The organism is Pseudomonas sp. o96-267 (genome assembly GCF_003935465.1).
In the GTDB taxonomy this organism is placed as follows: Bacteria; Pseudomonadota; Gammaproteobacteria; order Pseudomonadales; family Pseudomonadaceae; genus Aquipseudomonas; species Aquipseudomonas sediminis.
On the sequence record NZ_RHQP01000007.1, the window covers coordinates 1 to 17,205 of the forward strand.

At 62.6% G+C, this 17,205-nt stretch carries 14 protein-coding genes and 1 pseudogene; 4 read left to right on the forward strand and 11 right to left on the reverse strand.

The genetic code is table 11. The features are described 5' to 3' along the window. The first annotated feature begins 149 nt into the window (after positions 1–149). On the forward strand, positions 150–545 hold the full coding sequence (gene pcaC, locus EGJ86_RS06120) for a 4-carboxymuconolactone decarboxylase (protein WP_125834432.1): 396 nt from the start codon (positions 150–152) through the stop codon (positions 543–545). Positions 546–626: 81 nt separating this feature from the next. On the opposite strand, the gene EGJ86_RS06125 is transcribed toward pcaC, so the two are convergent. The 8 genes and pseudogenes from EGJ86_RS06125 to pobA form a co-directional block, all read right to left on the reverse strand. Beyond that, the gene (locus tag EGJ86_RS06125; RefSeq protein ID WP_125834433.1) at positions 627–2,321 is read right to left on the reverse strand and encodes an FAD-dependent oxidoreductase; all 1,695 of its coding nucleotides are present in this window, start codon (positions 2,319–2,321) and stop codon (positions 627–629) included. 240 nt (positions 2,322–2,561) lie between these two features. Continuing rightward, positions 2,562–3,425, reverse strand: coding sequence for a methyl-accepting chemotaxis protein (locus tag EGJ86_RS25575; protein WP_372237960.1), 864 nt, complete (start codon positions 3,423–3,425; stop codon positions 2,562–2,564). Next, positions 3,417–4,496 (reverse strand): annotated as a pseudogene (locus EGJ86_RS25580) (methyl-accepting chemotaxis protein); the annotation flags it as partial. The gene EGJ86_RS25575 and the pseudogene EGJ86_RS25580, both read right to left, overlap by 9 nt. 106 nt (positions 4,497–4,602) lie before the next feature. Beyond that, positions 4,603–5,829 carry an OprD family porin gene (locus EGJ86_RS06135; RefSeq protein WP_372237961.1) on the reverse strand — a complete coding sequence of 409 codons (1,227 nt, stop codon included), beginning with the start codon at positions 5,827–5,829 and terminating at the stop codon, positions 4,603–4,605. Positions 5,830–6,006: 177 nt separating this feature from the next. Beyond that, positions 6,007–7,329 (reverse strand): TRAP transporter large permease, encoded by a 1,323-nt coding sequence (locus EGJ86_RS06140; RefSeq protein WP_125834436.1) that lies wholly within the window; start codon positions 7,327–7,329, stop codon positions 6,007–6,009. Beyond that, positions 7,326–7,856 (reverse strand): TRAP transporter small permease, encoded by a 531-nt coding sequence (locus tag EGJ86_RS06145; RefSeq protein ID WP_125834437.1) that lies wholly within the window; start codon positions 7,854–7,856, stop codon positions 7,326–7,328. Before EGJ86_RS06145 ends, EGJ86_RS06140 begins: the two co-directional genes overlap by 4 nt. Positions 7,857–7,914: 58 nt before the next feature. Further along, positions 7,915–8,967, reverse strand: a complete 1,053-nt coding sequence (locus EGJ86_RS06150) for a TRAP transporter substrate-binding protein (RefSeq protein WP_099526321.1) — start codon at positions 8,965–8,967, stop codon at positions 7,915–7,917. Between the two features lie 206 nt (positions 8,968–9,173). Continuing rightward, positions 9,174–10,364 (reverse strand): 4-hydroxybenzoate 3-monooxygenase, encoded by a 1,191-nt coding sequence (pobA, locus tag EGJ86_RS06155; RefSeq protein WP_125834438.1) that lies wholly within the window; start codon positions 10,362–10,364, stop codon positions 9,174–9,176. A gap of 131 nt (positions 10,365–10,495) precedes the next feature. Here pobA and EGJ86_RS06160 point away from each other — a divergent pair, with 131 nt between their 5' ends. Further along, positions 10,496–11,365, forward strand: a complete 870-nt coding sequence (locus EGJ86_RS06160; RefSeq protein ID WP_106733449.1) for a helix-turn-helix domain-containing protein — start codon at positions 10,496–10,498, stop codon at positions 11,363–11,365. Between the two features lie 53 nt (positions 11,366–11,418). On the opposite strand, the gene EGJ86_RS06165 is transcribed toward EGJ86_RS06160, so the two are convergent. The 3 genes from EGJ86_RS06165 to EGJ86_RS06175 form a co-directional block, all read right to left on the reverse strand. Continuing rightward, a complete protein-coding gene (locus tag EGJ86_RS06165; RefSeq protein WP_074856962.1) occupies positions 11,419–12,420 on the reverse strand; it encodes a tripartite tricarboxylate transporter substrate binding protein in 1,002 nt (333 codons plus the stop codon). A gap of 69 nt (positions 12,421–12,489) precedes the next feature. Then, positions 12,490–14,004 (reverse strand): tripartite tricarboxylate transporter permease, encoded by a 1,515-nt coding sequence (locus tag EGJ86_RS06170; protein ID WP_036998328.1) that lies wholly within the window; start codon positions 14,002–14,004, stop codon positions 12,490–12,492. Between the two features lie 13 nt (positions 14,005–14,017). After that, entirely contained in the window at positions 14,018–14,488 is a 471-nt protein-coding gene (locus EGJ86_RS06175; RefSeq protein WP_074856956.1) for a tripartite tricarboxylate transporter TctB family protein, read from the reverse strand. A gap of 554 nt (positions 14,489–15,042) precedes the next feature. On the opposite strand from EGJ86_RS06175, the gene EGJ86_RS06180 reads away from it, so the two are divergent. Both EGJ86_RS06180 and EGJ86_RS06185 read left to right on the forward strand, forming a co-directional pair. Then, on the forward strand, positions 15,043–15,819 hold the full coding sequence (locus EGJ86_RS06180; protein ID WP_125834439.1) for an IclR family transcriptional regulator: 777 nt from the start codon (positions 15,043–15,045) through the stop codon (positions 15,817–15,819). Between the two features lie 279 nt (positions 15,820–16,098). Further along, positions 16,099–17,148: a Gfo/Idh/MocA family protein gene (locus EGJ86_RS06185; protein WP_125834440.1), complete on the forward strand. Its 1,050-nt coding sequence runs from the start codon at positions 16,099–16,101 to the stop codon at positions 17,146–17,148. Positions 17,149–17,205: the final 57 nt, after the last annotated feature.

Sequence of the window (17,205 nt, forward strand, 5' to 3'; positions counted from 1 at the left end):
CTCCCGCCGCGGTGGTGGGGGCGCGTTTATTTTAATACCAACACCCCCCTCTTTTTTTTGTGACCTCCCTCGCTCGCCTCGAAAAATTTCCCCCCCCCCCCCCCCCCCCCCCCCCCCCGCTCCTACAGATCCAATTCGAGGATTGATTGATGGACGAAAAACAACGCTACGAAGCCGGCATGCAGGTACGCCGCGCGGTGCTCGGTGATGCCCATGTCGACCGCAGCCTGGAGAAGCTCACGCCGTTCAACAGTGAGTTCCAGGAGATGATCACCCGTCACGCCTGGGGCGATATCTGGACGCGCCCAGGCCTGCCGCGCCATACCCGCAGCCTGATCACCATCGCCATGTTGATCGGCATGAACCGCGAGGGTGAGTTGATCTTGCACCTGCGTGCAGCGAAGAACAACGGTGTGAGCCGCGAAGAGATCAAGGAAGTGATCATGCAGAGCGCCATCTACTGCGGCATCCCGGCGGCCAACGCCACTTTCCACCTCGCCGAAGCGGTGTGGGACGAGCTGGGCGTCGAATCGCTGGAAGACTGATTCCTACGAGCAATGGAGCGCTGCCCGGACCACGCATCCGGGTGGCGCTTTTTTATGCCTGCCATCCGTGGCTAGTGAGTCTCAGATCGTGGCCGCGTGGCGTCCGGCGATGTAGCCGAAGGTCAGCGCCGGCCCAATGTTGATGCCGCCTGAGGGGTAGTGTCCGCCCAGGGGGCTGGCCATATCGGTGCCTGCCGCGTAGAGCCCCGGTATCGGTTGGCCACCAGCGTCCAGCACCCGCGCCTGCCCATCGGTGCGTAGACCGGCGAAGGTGCCGAAGCAGCCCGGCTGTACCTTCACCGCATAGAACGGCCCTTGCTCGATGGGCGCCACGCAGGGGTTAGGGCCGTCATGCTGGGCGTCGCCGCTGCGGCGGTTGAACGGCGTGCTGCCGCGGCCGAATTGCGGGTCTTCGCCTTGACGCGCGTGGTGGTTGAAGTCTTTGACGGTGGCGACCAGACCAAGCGGGTCGATGCCACAGGCAACAGCCAGTTCTTCCAGGCTCGCGCCGCGCTTGAGGTAGCCATTGCGTATATGTGGCCACAGCGGCACCGGAGCCGGGCGGGCGAAGCCCAGGCCATAACGGCGTTGAAAGCGGTGGTCGCAGATCAGCCAGGAGCAGGCTTCCTGATCCTCGGGAATGGCCTTGAGCATGGCGTCGACGTAATCGTAGTAACCGCCAGCCTCGTTGACGAAGCGTTGGCCGTTTTGCAGCACGCCGATGATGCCGGGTTTGCCGCGGTCGATGATGTGCGGGAAATGGCCGACGCTGCCGTCGGGGTAGGGCACCTTCGACACCGGAGCCCAAGCCACTGGCGAGCGCAGGTCGTCGGCCACGCGTCCGCCAGCGGATTCGCCTAGGCGCAGACCATCGCCGGAGCAACTGGCAGGCGGCAGGGCGAGGTTGTCGTGGCCGCTGGCATCGCGCGGGAACATCGCCTGACGCCGCTTCGGGTCGTTGGGAAAACCGCCAGCCGCCAGCACCACCGCTTTGGCGCGGATAGTCACTTCTTCGCCGGCATGCAGCACCATGGCGCCGCATACGCTGCCGTTTTCGACGATCAGGCGCTGCGCGGGTGTGGACTCCAGCATCTTCACGCCCAGGTCCTGCGCCGAACGGGCCAGGCGGGCGACCAGCGCCACTCCGTTGACCAGGTGCATGGCCCGACCATAGCGGGCCAGATGATAGAGGTGGCTGGTGAAGCGGCGGATCACGTGTAGCAGCGCCTTGGGCGAGCGGGTCATGTTGAGGAAGGCGGCCAGGTCAGCGCCGGCCATGATCGGCATGCCCATGAAGGAGGTCTCGCGCATGGTCTTGCGCAGGCGTGGCATCAGGTCGAGCACCTCGCGGCCATCGTAGGGCGCGGCGATTACCTGATGACCGCCGGTGGCAGCGCCCGGCGTGTCGCCGTGCATATCGGGGATACCGTTGCCATCGACGAACTGCAACGCGGTGTGCTGCTCGAAGAAGGCCACCATGTCCGGGCAGTTCTGCAGAAAGGCGTCCACCAGCTCGGGGCGGTAATGCTCGCCCAGCTCGTTGCGCAGGTAGGTGCGCGGCTGCTCGATGTCTTCGACGATGCCGGCGCGCTGGGCCAGCGGGTTGCGCGGCGCCCACAGCCAGCCGCCGGACCAGGCGGTCGCGCCGCCCAGCACCGCGTCCTTCTCCACCAGGATCACCCGTTTGCCCAGGTGCGCGGCGCTGACTGCAGCAGCCAGCCCGGCCGCGCCGGAGCCGACCACCAGCAGGTCGCAGTCGAGTGGGGCATTGGGCATGGCAGATCTCCGCATTTGTTATTTATTGGAACTTGGTTCCGGATTTTATGTGGTGACTGTCGAGGCGCCAAGCACCGTCGGATGATTCACCCGGGAAGTCGTGCGGTTAGCGGTCAATTCTTGACGGTGTCGCGCGGATGCAATCCGCGAAAGGCCAGTGATTGCGCCTTGCTCATGGGCCGAGATGGTGGACAAGCTGCGCGTTGTCCACCCTACGGCTGGGATGACCAGGGCCAGGCCTCAGGTACGAAAGCGACCGATGCGCAGCTGCAACTCGCCACCCAGCCTGGCCAGCTCGGCGCTGGACAGTGCCGTTTGTTCGGTCGCGTTGGCGCTTTGTTCGCCGATGCTGCGCACGTTGTCCAGGCTACGGTTGATTTCCATCGCCACCGCACTCTGCTGCTCGGCGGCACTGGCGATCTGCTGGTTCATCTGCTCGATCAGCGCAACGGCCTGATTGATCTGCGTGAGACTCTGGCCGGCCCGCTCGACGCTGCTCACTGCATCCTGGCTGAGGCTCTGACTGGCCTGCGTCTGAGCGACGGCCTGTTGCACGCGATGCTGCAGGCTGGCAATCAGCGCTTCGATCTCGCTAGTCGAGTCCTGGGTGCGGCGCGCCAGGGCGCGTACTTCATCGGCGACCACGGCGAAGCCGCGGCCTTGCTCACCGGCGCGCGCTGCTTCGATGGCGGCGTTGAGCGCGAGCAGGTTGGTCTGCTCGGCGATGGACTTGATCACATCCAGCACGCTGCCGATGCGTTGGCTCTCGCCTTGCACCTGGCCGACGGTCTGCCCGGTGTGCGCCACTTCAGCGGCCAGGCGCTCGATCTGCTCGACGACCTGGCGCACCTGGCGATCACCGTCGCGGGTTTGCGCTTCGGCCTGTTGCGCGGCTTGCGAGGCGTGCTCGGCGTCACCCGCCACCTGCTGCACGCTGGCGACCATTTGCTGCATGGCGCTGGCGGTCTGGCCGGACTCCTCACTCTGTTCGAGCACCCCCGCACGGGTCTGTTCGCTGACGGCCGATAGCTGTTCTGCCGCCGCGGCAATCTGCGTTGCGCTGCCGCCGATCTGCTCGATCAGTTCGCGCAGGTGGTCGCGCATGCTCTGCAGCGCCCCGAGAAGCTGGCCGACCTCGTCACGCCGGATGGCGCTGCGAACACCACTGAGGTCGCCGGCTGCAACCTGTTGCGCCAGCAGCAGGCAGTGCTGCAACGGCCCGACGATCAGGCGGCGAATCAGCCAACTGGCGAGCAGCGCCAGCAGCAAGGCGGCGACGGTAAGCAGGGCAAGAGCCTGCAGCGACGTGCGATTGCCTTCATGCATGACGCGTTGCTGGTGCTGCTGCAGATCGCTGCCTTGCTGCAGCATGCCCTGTGCCAGGTCGGTCAGTTGGCTGCGGCGCTGCTGCTCGGCCTCGCGACTCTGGCGGTAGTGCTCGAAGGATTCGCGGTAGCTGTCGAGCGCGCGCAGCGCTTCGTCCAGGGAGGCCTGCTGCAGGGCTGCCAATTGCGTGCGCAGTTGCTGCGCCGCCTCGGTCATGGTCACGAAACGTGCCTGCCAGAGGTCGGCATCGGCGTTGTTAGCACTGCGGATGAACTGCCCCTCTGCCAGGCGCAGTAGCAACAGCATATGGCTCAGGCGGGCTGCCGCCTCGGCCTGGTCGAGACTGTTCTGTGCGCCGGTTTCGCCGTCGAGCAGTTGGTCGCGGATTAGGTTGAACTGGTCCTGAGTGACCATCTCGAACTGGATCAGCGCCTCATCGGCGCGTATCGCCATCCCGGTCTGCGCAGTGCCGGCTTGAGACTGGGTGGCACGCAATTGGGTGAATTGCTGCAGGTAGGTGTCGTTGCCTCGTTGCAGTCGTTGGAATTGCTCGGTATCGCTGGCGATGTCCGTCAGGTCTGCGGCGATACGTGCGTGCTGCTCGGTGATTGCCACCTCATGGCCAGCCAGCGGCGCCAGCAGGTAGTCCTTTTCCAGCAGGCGTAGTTGCAGGATCTGCTGCTTGAGGTCCGCGACCTGCAGCGATTGCCCGGCATGCCCGAGAATCTCGCTGGCGGTGCGCCAGCCACCCAGAGCCACAGCCAGGGTCAGCAGCATGACCAGCGAGAAACCCAGCAGGAGTTTGTGGCCGACCTTGAGGTCGGCACTGCGTTCGATAATCCAGCGCATGGTGGTACTTCCTCGAACAGGTGCACATCAAAAAAAGCCCGTCACGAGGACGGGCTGAACGTGCCGTAACACTAGGAGTCACTTGTGCAGCGATGCCGCGTGATGCTTACAGGAGCGAAAGCGGGTAGTTGATGATCAGGCGGTTCTCGTGGATGTCCTGAGCAGTGCCATCACGGCGTACGTCAGAGTTGCGCCAGCGGATGCTCAGATTCTTGAGGTTGCCTTCCTGGATGGTGTAGGCCAGCTCGGATTCACGGCCCCACTCTTCGGAATTTTCACGGCCATTGATGGTGGCGTTATCGCCGCTGACGTAACGGTTCATCAGGGTCAGGCCCGGAATGCCGAGGCCGGCGAAGTTGTAGTCGTGGCGGATCTGCCAGGAACGTTCTTCCGGATTGTCGTAGCTGTTGGTGAAGCCGTCGTTGACCAGCGTGCCGCCGCTGGCGCCGTCGATACGCATGAACTTGGTATCGCCGCTCAGGCGCTGATAAGCCAGGGTGAAGGTGTTGTTGCCGGTCTTGGCAGTGAACGCGCCCTGGTAGACCTTGTTGTCCAGCTTACCGGCCTTGGCCGCGCCTTCTTCCTTGCCGGTGACATAGCCCAGATTGGCACCTAGTACCCAGTCGCCGACCGGCTGGCTGTGGGTCAGTTGCACGTAGCTCTGCTTGTAGACGTCTTCCAGGCGCGCATGCCAGACGCCGACCATGGTGTTGTTACCGTTGAAACGGTACTCACCACCACCGAAGTTGAAGTCGTCGCCCTCGACCCCACCGAAAGACATCTCTTCACGACTAGCATCGTGACGCTGGCTGTTCTTCCAGAACTGGCCGCCGTACAGGGTCAGGCCGTCGATCTCGCTGGAAGTCAGCTGGGCACCCTGGAAGGTTTGCGGCAGAGAACGACCGTCGTCAGCGCGCAGGATCGGCAGCACGGCGAACCACTCGCCGACCTTCAGTTCGGTCTTGGAAAGCTTGGCCTTGGCGGCCACGGCGGTACGGCCAAACTGGTCAGCAGCCTGGCCGTCGTCGTGAATTGGCATCAGGTTGGTGTTGGCGGCGCCGCGGTTGCCGTCCAGCTTGATGCTGTACAGACCGAGCACATCCAGGCCGAAACCGACGGTGCCTTCGGTGAAGCCGGAACGGGCATCGAGAATGAAACTCTGAGTCCAGCCTTCGGCCTGGCCCTGGCGCTCGCGATTAGTTGCCGGGCCGATCATCGGATCGGTGCCGTTCAGGTAGTTGCGGTTGAAGTAGTAATTGCGCAGGCCGAGGGTGACCTTGGCGTCTTCGACAAAGCCGGCGGCCTGGACTCCGACCGAGAGGCTGGAGGCCATGATGGCAACGGCAATTGCACTTGGAGCGAGGTACAGAGCTTTTTTCATTGTTATCGTTTCCTTTTTCAAGGTTGAAAGCTCCCCTCCGCAGCGGCGGATACGCTTCTACATCGGGGAGAGTGGTGGCAGTTATTCGGGGTTCAGCGAGGTTCGCCTGAATGCATTACGGGTCCTCTGTCAGGTCAGCCAGCGCACGAGGCACAGGGTGATCGATGGGAAGAGCACGAGGATGACCACGCGCACGATGTCTGAAATCAGGAACGGCACGATGCCCCTGAAGGCGTCACGCATGGGGATGTCACGCGCCATGCCGGCAATCACGTACACGTTCATGCCCAGAGGCGGGGTAACCATGCCGATCTCCACCACCATCAGGGCCAGGATGCCGAACCATATGGCCTTCTCAGTCTGGTCCAGACCATAGAAGTCCAGCCCCATGATCACCGGGAAGAAAATCGGGATGGTCAGCAGGATCATCGACATGGTGTCCATCACGCAGCCGAGGATCAGGTACAGGATGAGTATCCCGGCCAGCACCAGGAAGGGCGGCAGACCTGCACCGCTGATCGCTTCGGCGATGAAGTTGGGCAGCTGCGAGATGGCCAGGAAAGCGTTCATCACATCGGCGCCCAGCAGGATCATGAAGATCATCGCGGTGGTGATGCCGGTACCCAGTAGCACTTCCTTGAGTTCGGCCAGGCGCATCTTACCCAGCGTGAATGCGAAGAAACCGGTGCCCACGGTGCCGATGGCTGCTGCCTCGGTAGGGGTGAACCAACCGCCGTAGATGCCACCGAGTACGATCAGGAACATCAGCAGTACCGGCCACACACCCCGCTGCGCCTGCAGCCGCTGTTTCCAGCTCGAACGCTCCTGCGCTGGCCCGGAGTCCGGGAACAGGCGCACATAGATGGCGATGGCGATCATGTAGCCGATGACGGCGAGAATGCCTGGTACGAAGGCGGCCATGAACAGCGTGGAGATGTTCTGCTGGGCGAGGATGGCGTAGATCACCAGCACCACCGAGGGCGGGATGAGAATGCCCAGGGTGCCGCCGGCCGCCAGGCAGCCGACTGCCAGCGAGTTGGAGTACTTGTAGCGACGCAGCTCCGGCAGGGCCACCTGACCCATGGTCGCCGCAGTCGCCACCGATGAGCCACAGACCGCGCCGAAGGCTGCGCAGGAACCGATAGCAGAGATCGCCAAGCCACCGCGCCAGTGCCCGACCATGGCGGCAGCGGCACGGAACAGGCCGGTAGCCAGGCCGCCACGCGAGGCGAACTGACCCATCAGCAGAAACAGTGGGATCACCGACAGGTCGTACACGGTGTAACGCGCGTAGGCCACCGTCTTCAGGTAGTTGAGCAATGGGTCCCAGCCGCTGATCGAGACGTAACCGGCGATACCGGTCAGCAGCATGGCGATGGCGATCGGAATGCGGATGGCCAGCAGAACCAGGAGGAAGGCGAGGAAGAGTCCGCCCAATGCGACGCTGCTCATTGCTGGCCTCCCTCACCACGCTGGTCGAGCCAGGCGGTGTACAGGGAAACGATGGCGAGCAGGGCGAAAGACGGCGCGAAAGGCGTCATCGACCACCACATCGGGATGCCCATGATGATCGACTCTTCACCGTTGCGATAAGTGTCCAGCGTGCCGATTACCGAGCGCCAGGCCAGCAGTGCCGCGCAGGCGGCCATCAGCAGACAGCCGAGCGTGTCGAGATAACGCCGGGTGGTAGCCGAGGCGCGCAAGGTGAAGGCATCGACGATGACATTGTTACGACGCAGCTGACACAGCGGCAGGAAGCTCACCACGGCTATGCCACAGCCCATCTGCACCAGTTCGACATCGCCGAGCAGTGGTGCGTCGAACAGGCTGCGCATGGTGATGCTGTAGGCCGACAGCAGAGTGATAGCGACTAGCACCAGACCACCAGCCAGGGCCAGCCAGCGTGCTAGGACATCGAGCAGCTGGCCGAGTGGGCGCGTGCGCTGGGGCTGCCCAGGCAAGGCAGGGTTTTCGATCATGAGACGACTCCGCAAGGCCGGCATGTGAGATGCCGGCCAGGACAACGAGGGTTAGCGATCAGTTCGGCAGCTTGGCGTTGTAGCTCTCGATCAGGTCACGCACTTCTTGCAACAGTGCGGCGCCGTTCTCGTTGCCTTTGCTCTCGACTTCCTTGATCCAGTCGTTGTCCAGCTTGCGGCCGATGGCCATCCACTTGGCCTGCTCTTCTGCAGGCAGCACGTAGATCTCGTTGCCACGCGCCTCGGCCAGCTTGTGCCCGGTCTCGATCACGTTGGTGTCCCAGATATGGCCGGCCTGACGCGAAATTTCGCGGCCGCTGTTGTCGTCGATGATCTTGCGCAAATCATCAGGCAGGCTGGCGTACTTGGCCGGGTTCATCGCCAGCACCAGGGCGGTGTGCATCAATGCCGGCTGACCCGGGGCCATTTCGGTGTGGTACTTGACCAGCTCCTGCAGTTTAAGCGCCGGGACCACGTCCCAAGGCAGCACGGCACCATCGACCACACCCTTGGACAGTGCTTCTGGAACCTGCGGCACCGGCATAGCCACCGGGGTGGCGCCGAGCATGGAGATCAGCTTGGTGGAAATGCGGTTGGCCGAGCGCAGTTTCAGGCCACGGAAGTCGGCCAGGCTGCGCACCGGCTTTTTCGCCGTGTGCAGCAGTGCACCATCGGTCAGGTGAGTCGCGAGCAAATGCACATCGGCGAACTCCTTCTGCCCGTGAGCTTCGAGGAAATCCCACATGGCCTGGCTGCTGGCTTCGGAAGAGCGGCTCATGAACGGCATTTCGAATGCCGATGCCAGAGGGAAGCGGCCGCTGGTGTAACCAGGTAGGGTCCAGACGATATCGGCGACGCCATCACGCGCCTGGTCGATCAATTGCGGCGGGGTGCCACCCAACTGCATGGAAGGGTAGAACTGAAACTGGATCCGACCATTGGACTCGGCCGTGATCTTCTCTGCCCAGGGCTTGAGAAAATCGGCTTGGGTCACCGAGTGAGCCGGCAGAAAGTGGTGAACCTTGAGGGTGACCTCGGCCTCGTCGGCGTTGGCCCAGGTCATGACGCTGGTGGCAAGCAGCGTCAGCAAAGCCTTGGAAAGCTTGTGCATCGCAAATGTCCTTTCTTATTCATTGTTAGTAGGCGACTCAGGTACAGCCAAACTCGGCTGCAATACTGCTGCCGCTAGGATTCGCTGTTCGCATGGTGCGAGTTAGCGAGGGGCTATTCAATTCGATTAACGACTTAGTGTGCGATAAACGAACGAATTGCGTGTGCCCAGAGCCTCCTTGGAAGGCCTCGGGCGAATGTCGCTCATCACTCCTGTTCGATGGGCTCGTAGGGCAGGCCGACGTAGTTCTCGGCGATGGTTCTGCGGCCGGCTTCGGAACTGACGAAGTAGTCCAGTTCGGTCTCCTGCATGCGGCGGCTGAAGGCATCGGTATCGGGGAAACGATGCAGCATCGAGGTCATCCACCAGGAGAAACGTTCGGCTTTCCAGATACGCTTCAGGCAGATCGCCGAGTAGCGTTCGAGCAGATCAGTGCGGCCTTCCCGATAGACCTTGAGCAAAATGCGATAGAGGGTGCTGACGTCGCTCGCTGCAAGATTGAGCCCCTTGGCGCCGGTTGGCGGCACGATGTGCGCGGCATCGCCGAGCAGAAACAAGCGGCCATACTGCATCGGTTCGACCACGAAGCTGCGCAGTGGCGCGATGCTCTTCTCGATCGAAGGACCGGTGATCAGCTGACTGGCAATCTGGTCTGGCAGGCGACGCTTGAGTTCGCTCCAGAAGCGCTCGTCGGACCAGTCCTCGACCTTCTCTTCGGCGGCGACCTGCACGTAATAGCGAGTGCGTGTCGGTGAACGCATGCTGCACAGGGCGAAGCCGCGCTCATGGTTGGCGTAGATCAGTTCTTCATGCGCCGGGGGTGTGTCGGCCAGAATGCCCAGCCAGCCGAACGGGTACACCCGCTCGAATTCCTTGAGCACACCAGCCGGTATTGATTGCCGCGATACGCCATGGAAGCCGTCGCAGCCTGCGATGTAATCGCACTCCAGACGCTGGGAGCGGCCTTCGTGCTCAAAGGTCAGATAAGGGCGTTCGCCCTTGAGTTCGTGCAGTTGTACCTGGCTGGTGTTGTACAGGGTGATTGCGCCACTGGCCTGGCGAGCCTCCATCAGGTCGCGGGTGACTTCGGTCTGGCCGTAGACCATCACGCCTTTGCCACCGGTCAGGGCTTTGAGATCGATGCGTTCGCAGCGACCATCGAAGGCCAGCTGGAAGCCGTCGTGCGGCAGGCCTTCACGATCCATGCGTGCGGCAACGTCGGCTTCGCGCAATAGATCGACCATGCCCTGCTCGAGTACGCCAGCGCGGATACGACCGAGTACATAGTCCGGGCTCTGGCGTTCGAGAATGATGTTGTCGATGCCGGCGTTGTGCAGCAGTTGGCCGAGAAGCAGGCCGGAAGGGCCTGCGCCGATGATGGCGACCTGAGTGTTCATTATTGTTCTCCAGTAGGTCATCGGCTTTACGCCGATGACAGGCTCAGGTCTGTATTTTTTGTGGATGCACCTTGGGTTAGAAGGCAATATCGGAAAATATTCTTGGACTTTTCGATGATTTAAGCGCCGCCATGATCGCTTCGAAAGCTTCCCCGGTACCGGTATTCAAACTGTACGGTGAGACGGCTGCATGGCCGACACCTGACCTCATTCACTGCGAATCGATTCCCGAGCGCAGCCAGCTGCACGGCTGGGAGATCAAACCGCATCGCCATGGCGATCTGCTGCAGTTGCTCTATGTGCAGGCGGGTGAAGCGGAGCTGGAAATCGAAGGGCAAGTACGCCAGGTAGACCGCGCTTCGTTGCAGGTCGTGCCGGCGCTGTGCGTCCACGGTTTTCGCTTTTCCTGCGATGTTCAAGGCTACGTACTGAGCCTGGCGCAGCCGCTGGTCGAGCAACTGGCTCAGCCATTGGGCCTGCAGTGGTTGCAGGCGCCGGTGTGCTTTGAGGTGGACGAGCAACGGCGTTATCTGGATGCGCTGTTCGAGTCGATCAGTCAGGAGTACGGCCGTCTGCAACCTGCGCGAGAACTGATGCTGCAGTCGCTGATCAGCGTCTTGCTGGTTGCTGTCGCGCGACGCCAGCTGGCACGAAGCGAGGCGCAGGAACCGGCGGATGGGCGAGGGCGTGAGCATGTGCAGGCATTCGTGCAATTGCTCGAAACGCACTTTCGCGAGCATCTGCCCATCGAGCATTACGCGTCGCGCCTGGGCATCAGCACTGCGCATCTAAATGCCTTATGCCGGCGCTTGGCCGGACAGTCCGCGCTGCAGCTGATCAATCAGCGTCTGCTGCTCGAGGCCAAGCGCTGTCTGGTCTACACCACCATGACCGTAAGCCAGGTCTCGGACAGTCTGGGCTTTTCCGAGCCGGGCTATTTTTCGCGCTTTTTCAAACGAGGCACCGGGCTGGCGCCGAAGGCATTTCGCCTGCATCGCTGAGTAGCGATGCAGGCGAAAGGAAGGCGGGCGCCGAAGGCACCCGTAGGCGGGAATCAGGGCTTGGCGATGCCGACCGAGTCCGGGGAGATCTCGATGGCCTTGGCCTTGTACATCGACCAGGTGGTGACCGACTGCCAGCGCTTGAGGAACTCCTCGGCTTCGGCGCCGTTGAGGTTCAGGCTCTGTGCACCGAAGTTCTTCAGGAAGCCCTGGAACTCGGGATTGGCCACGGCCTTGGCGTAGGCATCGACCAGCTTCTGCTTGACGTCATCCGGGGTGTCCTTGCGTACGAAGGCGCCCCAGAACGGACCCCACGGCAGGTACTCTGCGATGGCCGGCAGCGACTTGGTGATCGGCTCCACGCCCGGCAGCTCCGGGGTTTCCTCGGTGGCGAACACGGCCAGGGCCTTGAGCTTGCCGCTGCGTACCAGCTCGCGCGCGGCGGCCAGGCTCAGCGGCATGAAGTCGATATGATTGCCCATCAGTGCGGTGATGCCGGGGCCGTCGCCGCCGAAGGTCACTTCACGCACTTTCAGCTCGTCCACAGCGTTGATCATCGCGCTGACGGTGCTCGGCAAGCCGCCGGCACCAGTGGAGCCCATGCGCAGGGTGTCCGGGTTGGCCTTGGCGGCAGCCATCAGCTCAGCCATGTTGTTGAACGGCGCGTCGGCGTTGGCGGCGATCACCACCACGTTCTGGCCAATGATGCTCACCGGGTAGAAGTCGGCGTAGTCGAAGTCGGCCAGTTTCAGCACTTTGTACAGCTGCGGGTTCTCTGCGCCGAGCAGGACGGTGTAACCGTCAGGACGCTGGGTCTTGACGAAGGTGCTGCCGATCACGGCGGTGCCGCCCGGACGGTTGTTGAGGATGAACTTGCCGCCCAGTTCTTTTTCCACGTAGGGCGTCAGGCTGCGCATGACGTTGTCGGTAGCACCGCCGGCGCCCCAGGGAATGACCGCCTGGATGCTGCGCTCGGGGTATTCGGCATGGGCCGGCAGAGCCATAGTCAGGGCGCTGAGGCCGAGGGCGGCGCCGGTCAGAAGGGATTTGAACATCGGGACTCTCCATCGCTTGTTGTTGTGAGCCCCAGTCAAGGTCGGGGCACACCTGTTGGTGCTCGTGTGTCAGCCGCGCGCGGAGGCGGGGCTGAACTTGCTCTTGAGTTTCTTCAGTAGCGGGGTGTTGCCCAGCAGAATCAGCACTACCGCACTGGTCAGGATCAGCGACAGCGGGCTGGTGACCAGACCCTGCAGTAGCTCCCCCGGGTGATCGCCGGCCGAGGACATCGCCTGGCGATACGAGGTGTCCATCAGCGGGCCGAGGATGGCGCCGAGGATGATCGGGCCCATCTGGAAGCCGAAGATCTTCAGCAGATAGCCGAGCACACCGAAGCCGAGCATCCAGTACACCTCGGTCATGCTGCTGTTGATCGAGTAGGTACCGACCACGCAGAGCACCAGGATCAGCGGAATCAGCACGGCCTTGGGCATTTCGACGAACTTGGCGAACAGCTTGATGCCCATCAGGCCGAAGATCATCAGAAACACGTTGGCCAGCAGCAGGTTGCCGACGGTGAAGTAGAAAATGTGCGGGTTCTCTACCATGAGCATCGGGCCGGGGTTCAGACCATGCACGACCAGGGCGCCGATGATCACCGCCGTAACCGCGTCGCCAGGCATGCCCAGAGTCAGCATCGGCACGTAGGCGCCACCGACCGCTGCGCTGTTGGCGGTTTCCGGGGCGACCAGGCCTTCGTAGGCTCCCTTGCCGAATGGTTTGGACGGATTTTTCACGGTGCGCTTGGCATGGTCGTAGGCCATCAGTGCAGCGATGTCACCGCCGACGCCCGGCAACACGCCGACCACCACGCCGATGATCGAGGTGCGGATCGACAGCGGCAGGAATTTCAGGACCATGGCGAAGGACGGCAGGATCTTGTCGACCTTCTGCCGAATCACCGGGCTGTCCAGGTTATGCAATTGATAGAAGGCCTCGGCGACGCCGAACAGGCCGATCATCAGCACCACGTAGTGGATGCCGCCCATCAGTTCGACCTGGCCGAGCGTGAAGCGCCCTTCGGCGGTGACCGGGTCCATGCCTACCAGACCGATGATCGCACCCAGTGCTGCAGCGAAGATGCCCTTGGCCAGTGAGCCTTCAGATAGGCTGCCTACCAGCAGCAGGCCGATGGTCGCCACCAGAAAGTAGTCGCGCGGAGCGAACCGCAGAGCCAGATCGCCGATCAGCGGTGCGGCACTGGCGAGCATGATGGTGCCGACGATGCCGCCGACCACCGACATTACGGTGCTCAGGCCGATGGCGCGTCCGGCTTCGCCCTGTTGTGCCAGTGGGTAACCATCGAAGGCCGTGGCCACTGAGGAGGGCGCGCCGGGGATGTTCAGCAGGATGGCGCTGCGCGAGCCACCGTAAACGCCGCCAATGAAGATGCCGACGATCAGCGCCAGGGCGTCGTTGACGTCCCAGGAGAAGGTGAAGGACACCAGGATGGACACTGCCATGGTCACCGACAGGCCTGGGATGGCGCCGATATAAATGCCGGCAAAGGTGCCCAGCGCAGTCAGCATCAGCAGCTGCGGATCACTCCAGGCCATCAGCAGGTAGGAAAAGGTATCGCTCATCTCGGGTGCCTCGTTATGGCAGGTAAACGCTGAAGGCCAGGCTGAACAGCAGATAGATCAGCACCAGCAACACAGCTGCGATCAGGATGGCGTTGAGAACGCGGCCATTGCGCAGGTAGACGATCGACAGCACCAGGAAAAGGAAGGTGCTGACGTAGAAGCTGACCCACTGAATAGCCGCCAGGTACGTCACGGCCAGCAGGCCAAAGATCAGCACAGCTCTGGGGAAATGCTGGCTACGGAACTGCTGGAAGGCATCGAGCCAGCCACTGCAGTCGGGGCGTGCCTTGCCAACCAGTTCGAAGGCAATCTTCACCGCCGACAGGATCATTACCAGCGCCACGCCGATAGGAAAGGCGCCTGGAGAGTTGGCCGAGGAGAAGCCGGAAATCTGGTAGGCCAGGTAGAAGATCACCAGGCTGAACACCAGCAGCAGAGCGCAGAACGTGCGCTCGCCGACCAGCATCTTGTCTGTCTTGTTCATGCTATCGCTCCGACAGAATGGGGGAGGGTAAGGGGCTGAGTCAGGCTTTGCGCGCAGGTAGCAGTCTGGCAAGCAGCGAGCTGATCAGGCGCGGCCGGAAGCTCCTGTGCATGCCATGACAGGCAGGGGCGAGGACGGGCATGGCTAGCGTCGATAGGGATGACCAGTCGTCGAGCAACGAGCTGGTGGCCGGGCAAGGAGTGGCCCTGGCTGTGGCATGGGAGGCCGGGGCACGCAGGTGCATAGGCTGTGACATGACAATTGACCTTCTTATATTTATTGGCTGCTGAAAGATTCGAAGCGTGATGCACCAGGCAGAAGATCGCTTCGTTTTCAGGCGTGGTCGGAATAGTGAGCCGACCAGGCTGGCCATTTCAATTCGCTAAACGGGGTTCTGTTCGATAACCGAACAAGAACGAACCAGTTAGTACATTACGCGTCGCGTCGGCAGTATCGCGCGTCCGCGCCCCTGCATCCAGAGGCAGGCGTGCGTCTGGCTCGCATCGGCGGGCGCTTGTCTCTTAGAATCGGCGCAAATTTTCCAGGACTCTCTCATGGCCGGCAGTCAGATCGAACGCGCGCTCAGCCTTCTCGAAAGCCTCACTCGCGACGCCCGTGGCGTGCAGATGCAGGCGCTGGCCGATGAGCTGGATATTCCCAAGAGCGCCACGCATCGCATGCTCGCCGAGCTGATTCGCCTGGGTTACGTACGCCAGGATGCGCTCACCAGTCGCTATCGGCTTTCCACCAAACTGGTGGCGCTGGGCTTTCGCTATCTGACCAACAGCGGCGCTGATGTGGTGCAGCCGATTCTCGATGGCCTGGCCGAAACCAGCGGCGAGCTGGTACGCCTTGGCGTGATAGAGGGCGAGCGCCAAACCTGGATTGCCAAGAGCCAGGGCGCCCGTTCCGGCCTGCGCTACGACCCTGACATGGGGCGTGACGCGCCGCTGTTCTACACCGCATCCGGGCACGCCTGGCTGGCCAGCATGAACGATGCAGAAGCGTTGGCGTTGGTGGCGCGGCAGGGTATCGCCGACCCTGCCGACGTCGGCCCAAATGCGCCACGCAACGAACAGGAGTTGCTGCAGCGTCTGGCCCTGGCGCGTCAGCAGGGTTATGCCTGGGTCATGGAAAGTTCGTCGATCGGCACCGCAGCGCTGGCTGCTGTGGTGCGTGACCCGCGTGATGGTCGGGTGATCGGTGTGCTCAGCATCGCCGGCCCGAGCGCACGTTTGCCGCTTGCGCGCATGCACGAGCTGGCCGCAGATCTGCTGGCTGCTGCCGACGAGTTGTCCGCTGCCAGCCCTGCCTCCGAGTTGTTCGCCTGATCGGCTAGAAACGGCACGCCCGCACCCACGTCATTGTAGGAGCGGCTTCAGCCGCGAAGCACGGTGATTCGCTGCAGAGGCCGCTGCTACGGCCTGTCGAGTCCGATTCCTTTGCCGGTTTCGGTGCGCACGGCACACCCTACGACGTTTCCGTACCGCGCAAAGCTCCTCTGTATTTTCGTCTTGCGTAAATTTTGGAACTGAGTTCTAAATATTAAAGGGTCTGCGCCTGATGCATGGGGTGCGCCTGCGTGAGAACGACAACAAGAGGATCGCCGCGTGACTTCCCCTTTGCGTATTGCCCTGATCGGCGCCGGTGTCATGGGCCGTCAGCACTACCAACACTTGCAGGCTCTGACCGAGGCGCAACTTTGTGCCATCGCCGATCCAGGCCCGCAAGCGGCTGACTTCGCGGCTGAATGCGGCGTGCCGTATTTCGCCGATCACTTGCAGATGCTGGAGCAGGCGCGACCCGAGGCGGTGATCGTCGCCAACCCTAACGCACTGCACGTCAGCACGGCGCTCGATTGCATCGCCGCTGGCGTACCGGTGCTCCTGGAGAAACCGGTGGGCGTGCATCTGGACGAGGTGCGTGAGTTGGTCGCTGCCAGCGAGCGTTCAGGTGTGCCGGTACTGGTTGGCCACCATCGTCGACATAATCCATTGATCGCCCGCGCCCGCGAGCTGATCGAGCAGGGCAGTCTCGGTCGACTGACCACGGTGACCGCGTTGTGGCAGGTGCAAAAGCCCGATAGCTACTACGACATTGCCTGGCGCCGCGAAGCCGGGGCCGGCATGTTGCTGACCAATCTGATTCATGACCTCGACCTGCTGCGCCATCTATGCGGCGAAGTGCGCCAGGTGCAAGCCATCACCAGCAATGGCGTACGCGGCTTTGCCAATGAAGACAGCGCGGCGGTGCTGCTGCAATTCGAAGGTGGTGCGCTGGGCAGCCTGACTGGTTCCGACGCCGTTGCCGCGCCCTGGAGCTGGGAGCTGGATTCCGGCGAGAACCCGGTCTACCCGCGCCAGGCCGACCAGCCCTGCTACCTGCTCGCCGGTACGCGCGGTGCCCTGAGCATTCCGCAGCTCAAGCGCTGGCATTACGCCGAGGACGGCGCCGGCTGGCACCAGCAGTTGTTGCAGGTGCAGGAAGGTTTCGATGCCGGCGAAGCCTTGCGCCGTCAGCTGCTGCATTTCATCGCAGTTGCCCGAGGCCAGGCTCAGCCGCTGATCAGCGCCGCCGATGCCGGTCGTACCTTGGCGCTGGTCGAGGCTATCCGCCAGGCGGCGGAGAGTGGGCAGGCCTGTAACCCTGAAACCATCTGAGAGGGCGCCTACAAATTGCTGCGCTCGGTCATGCTGCGTTGAAAACAGTCTCAAAAT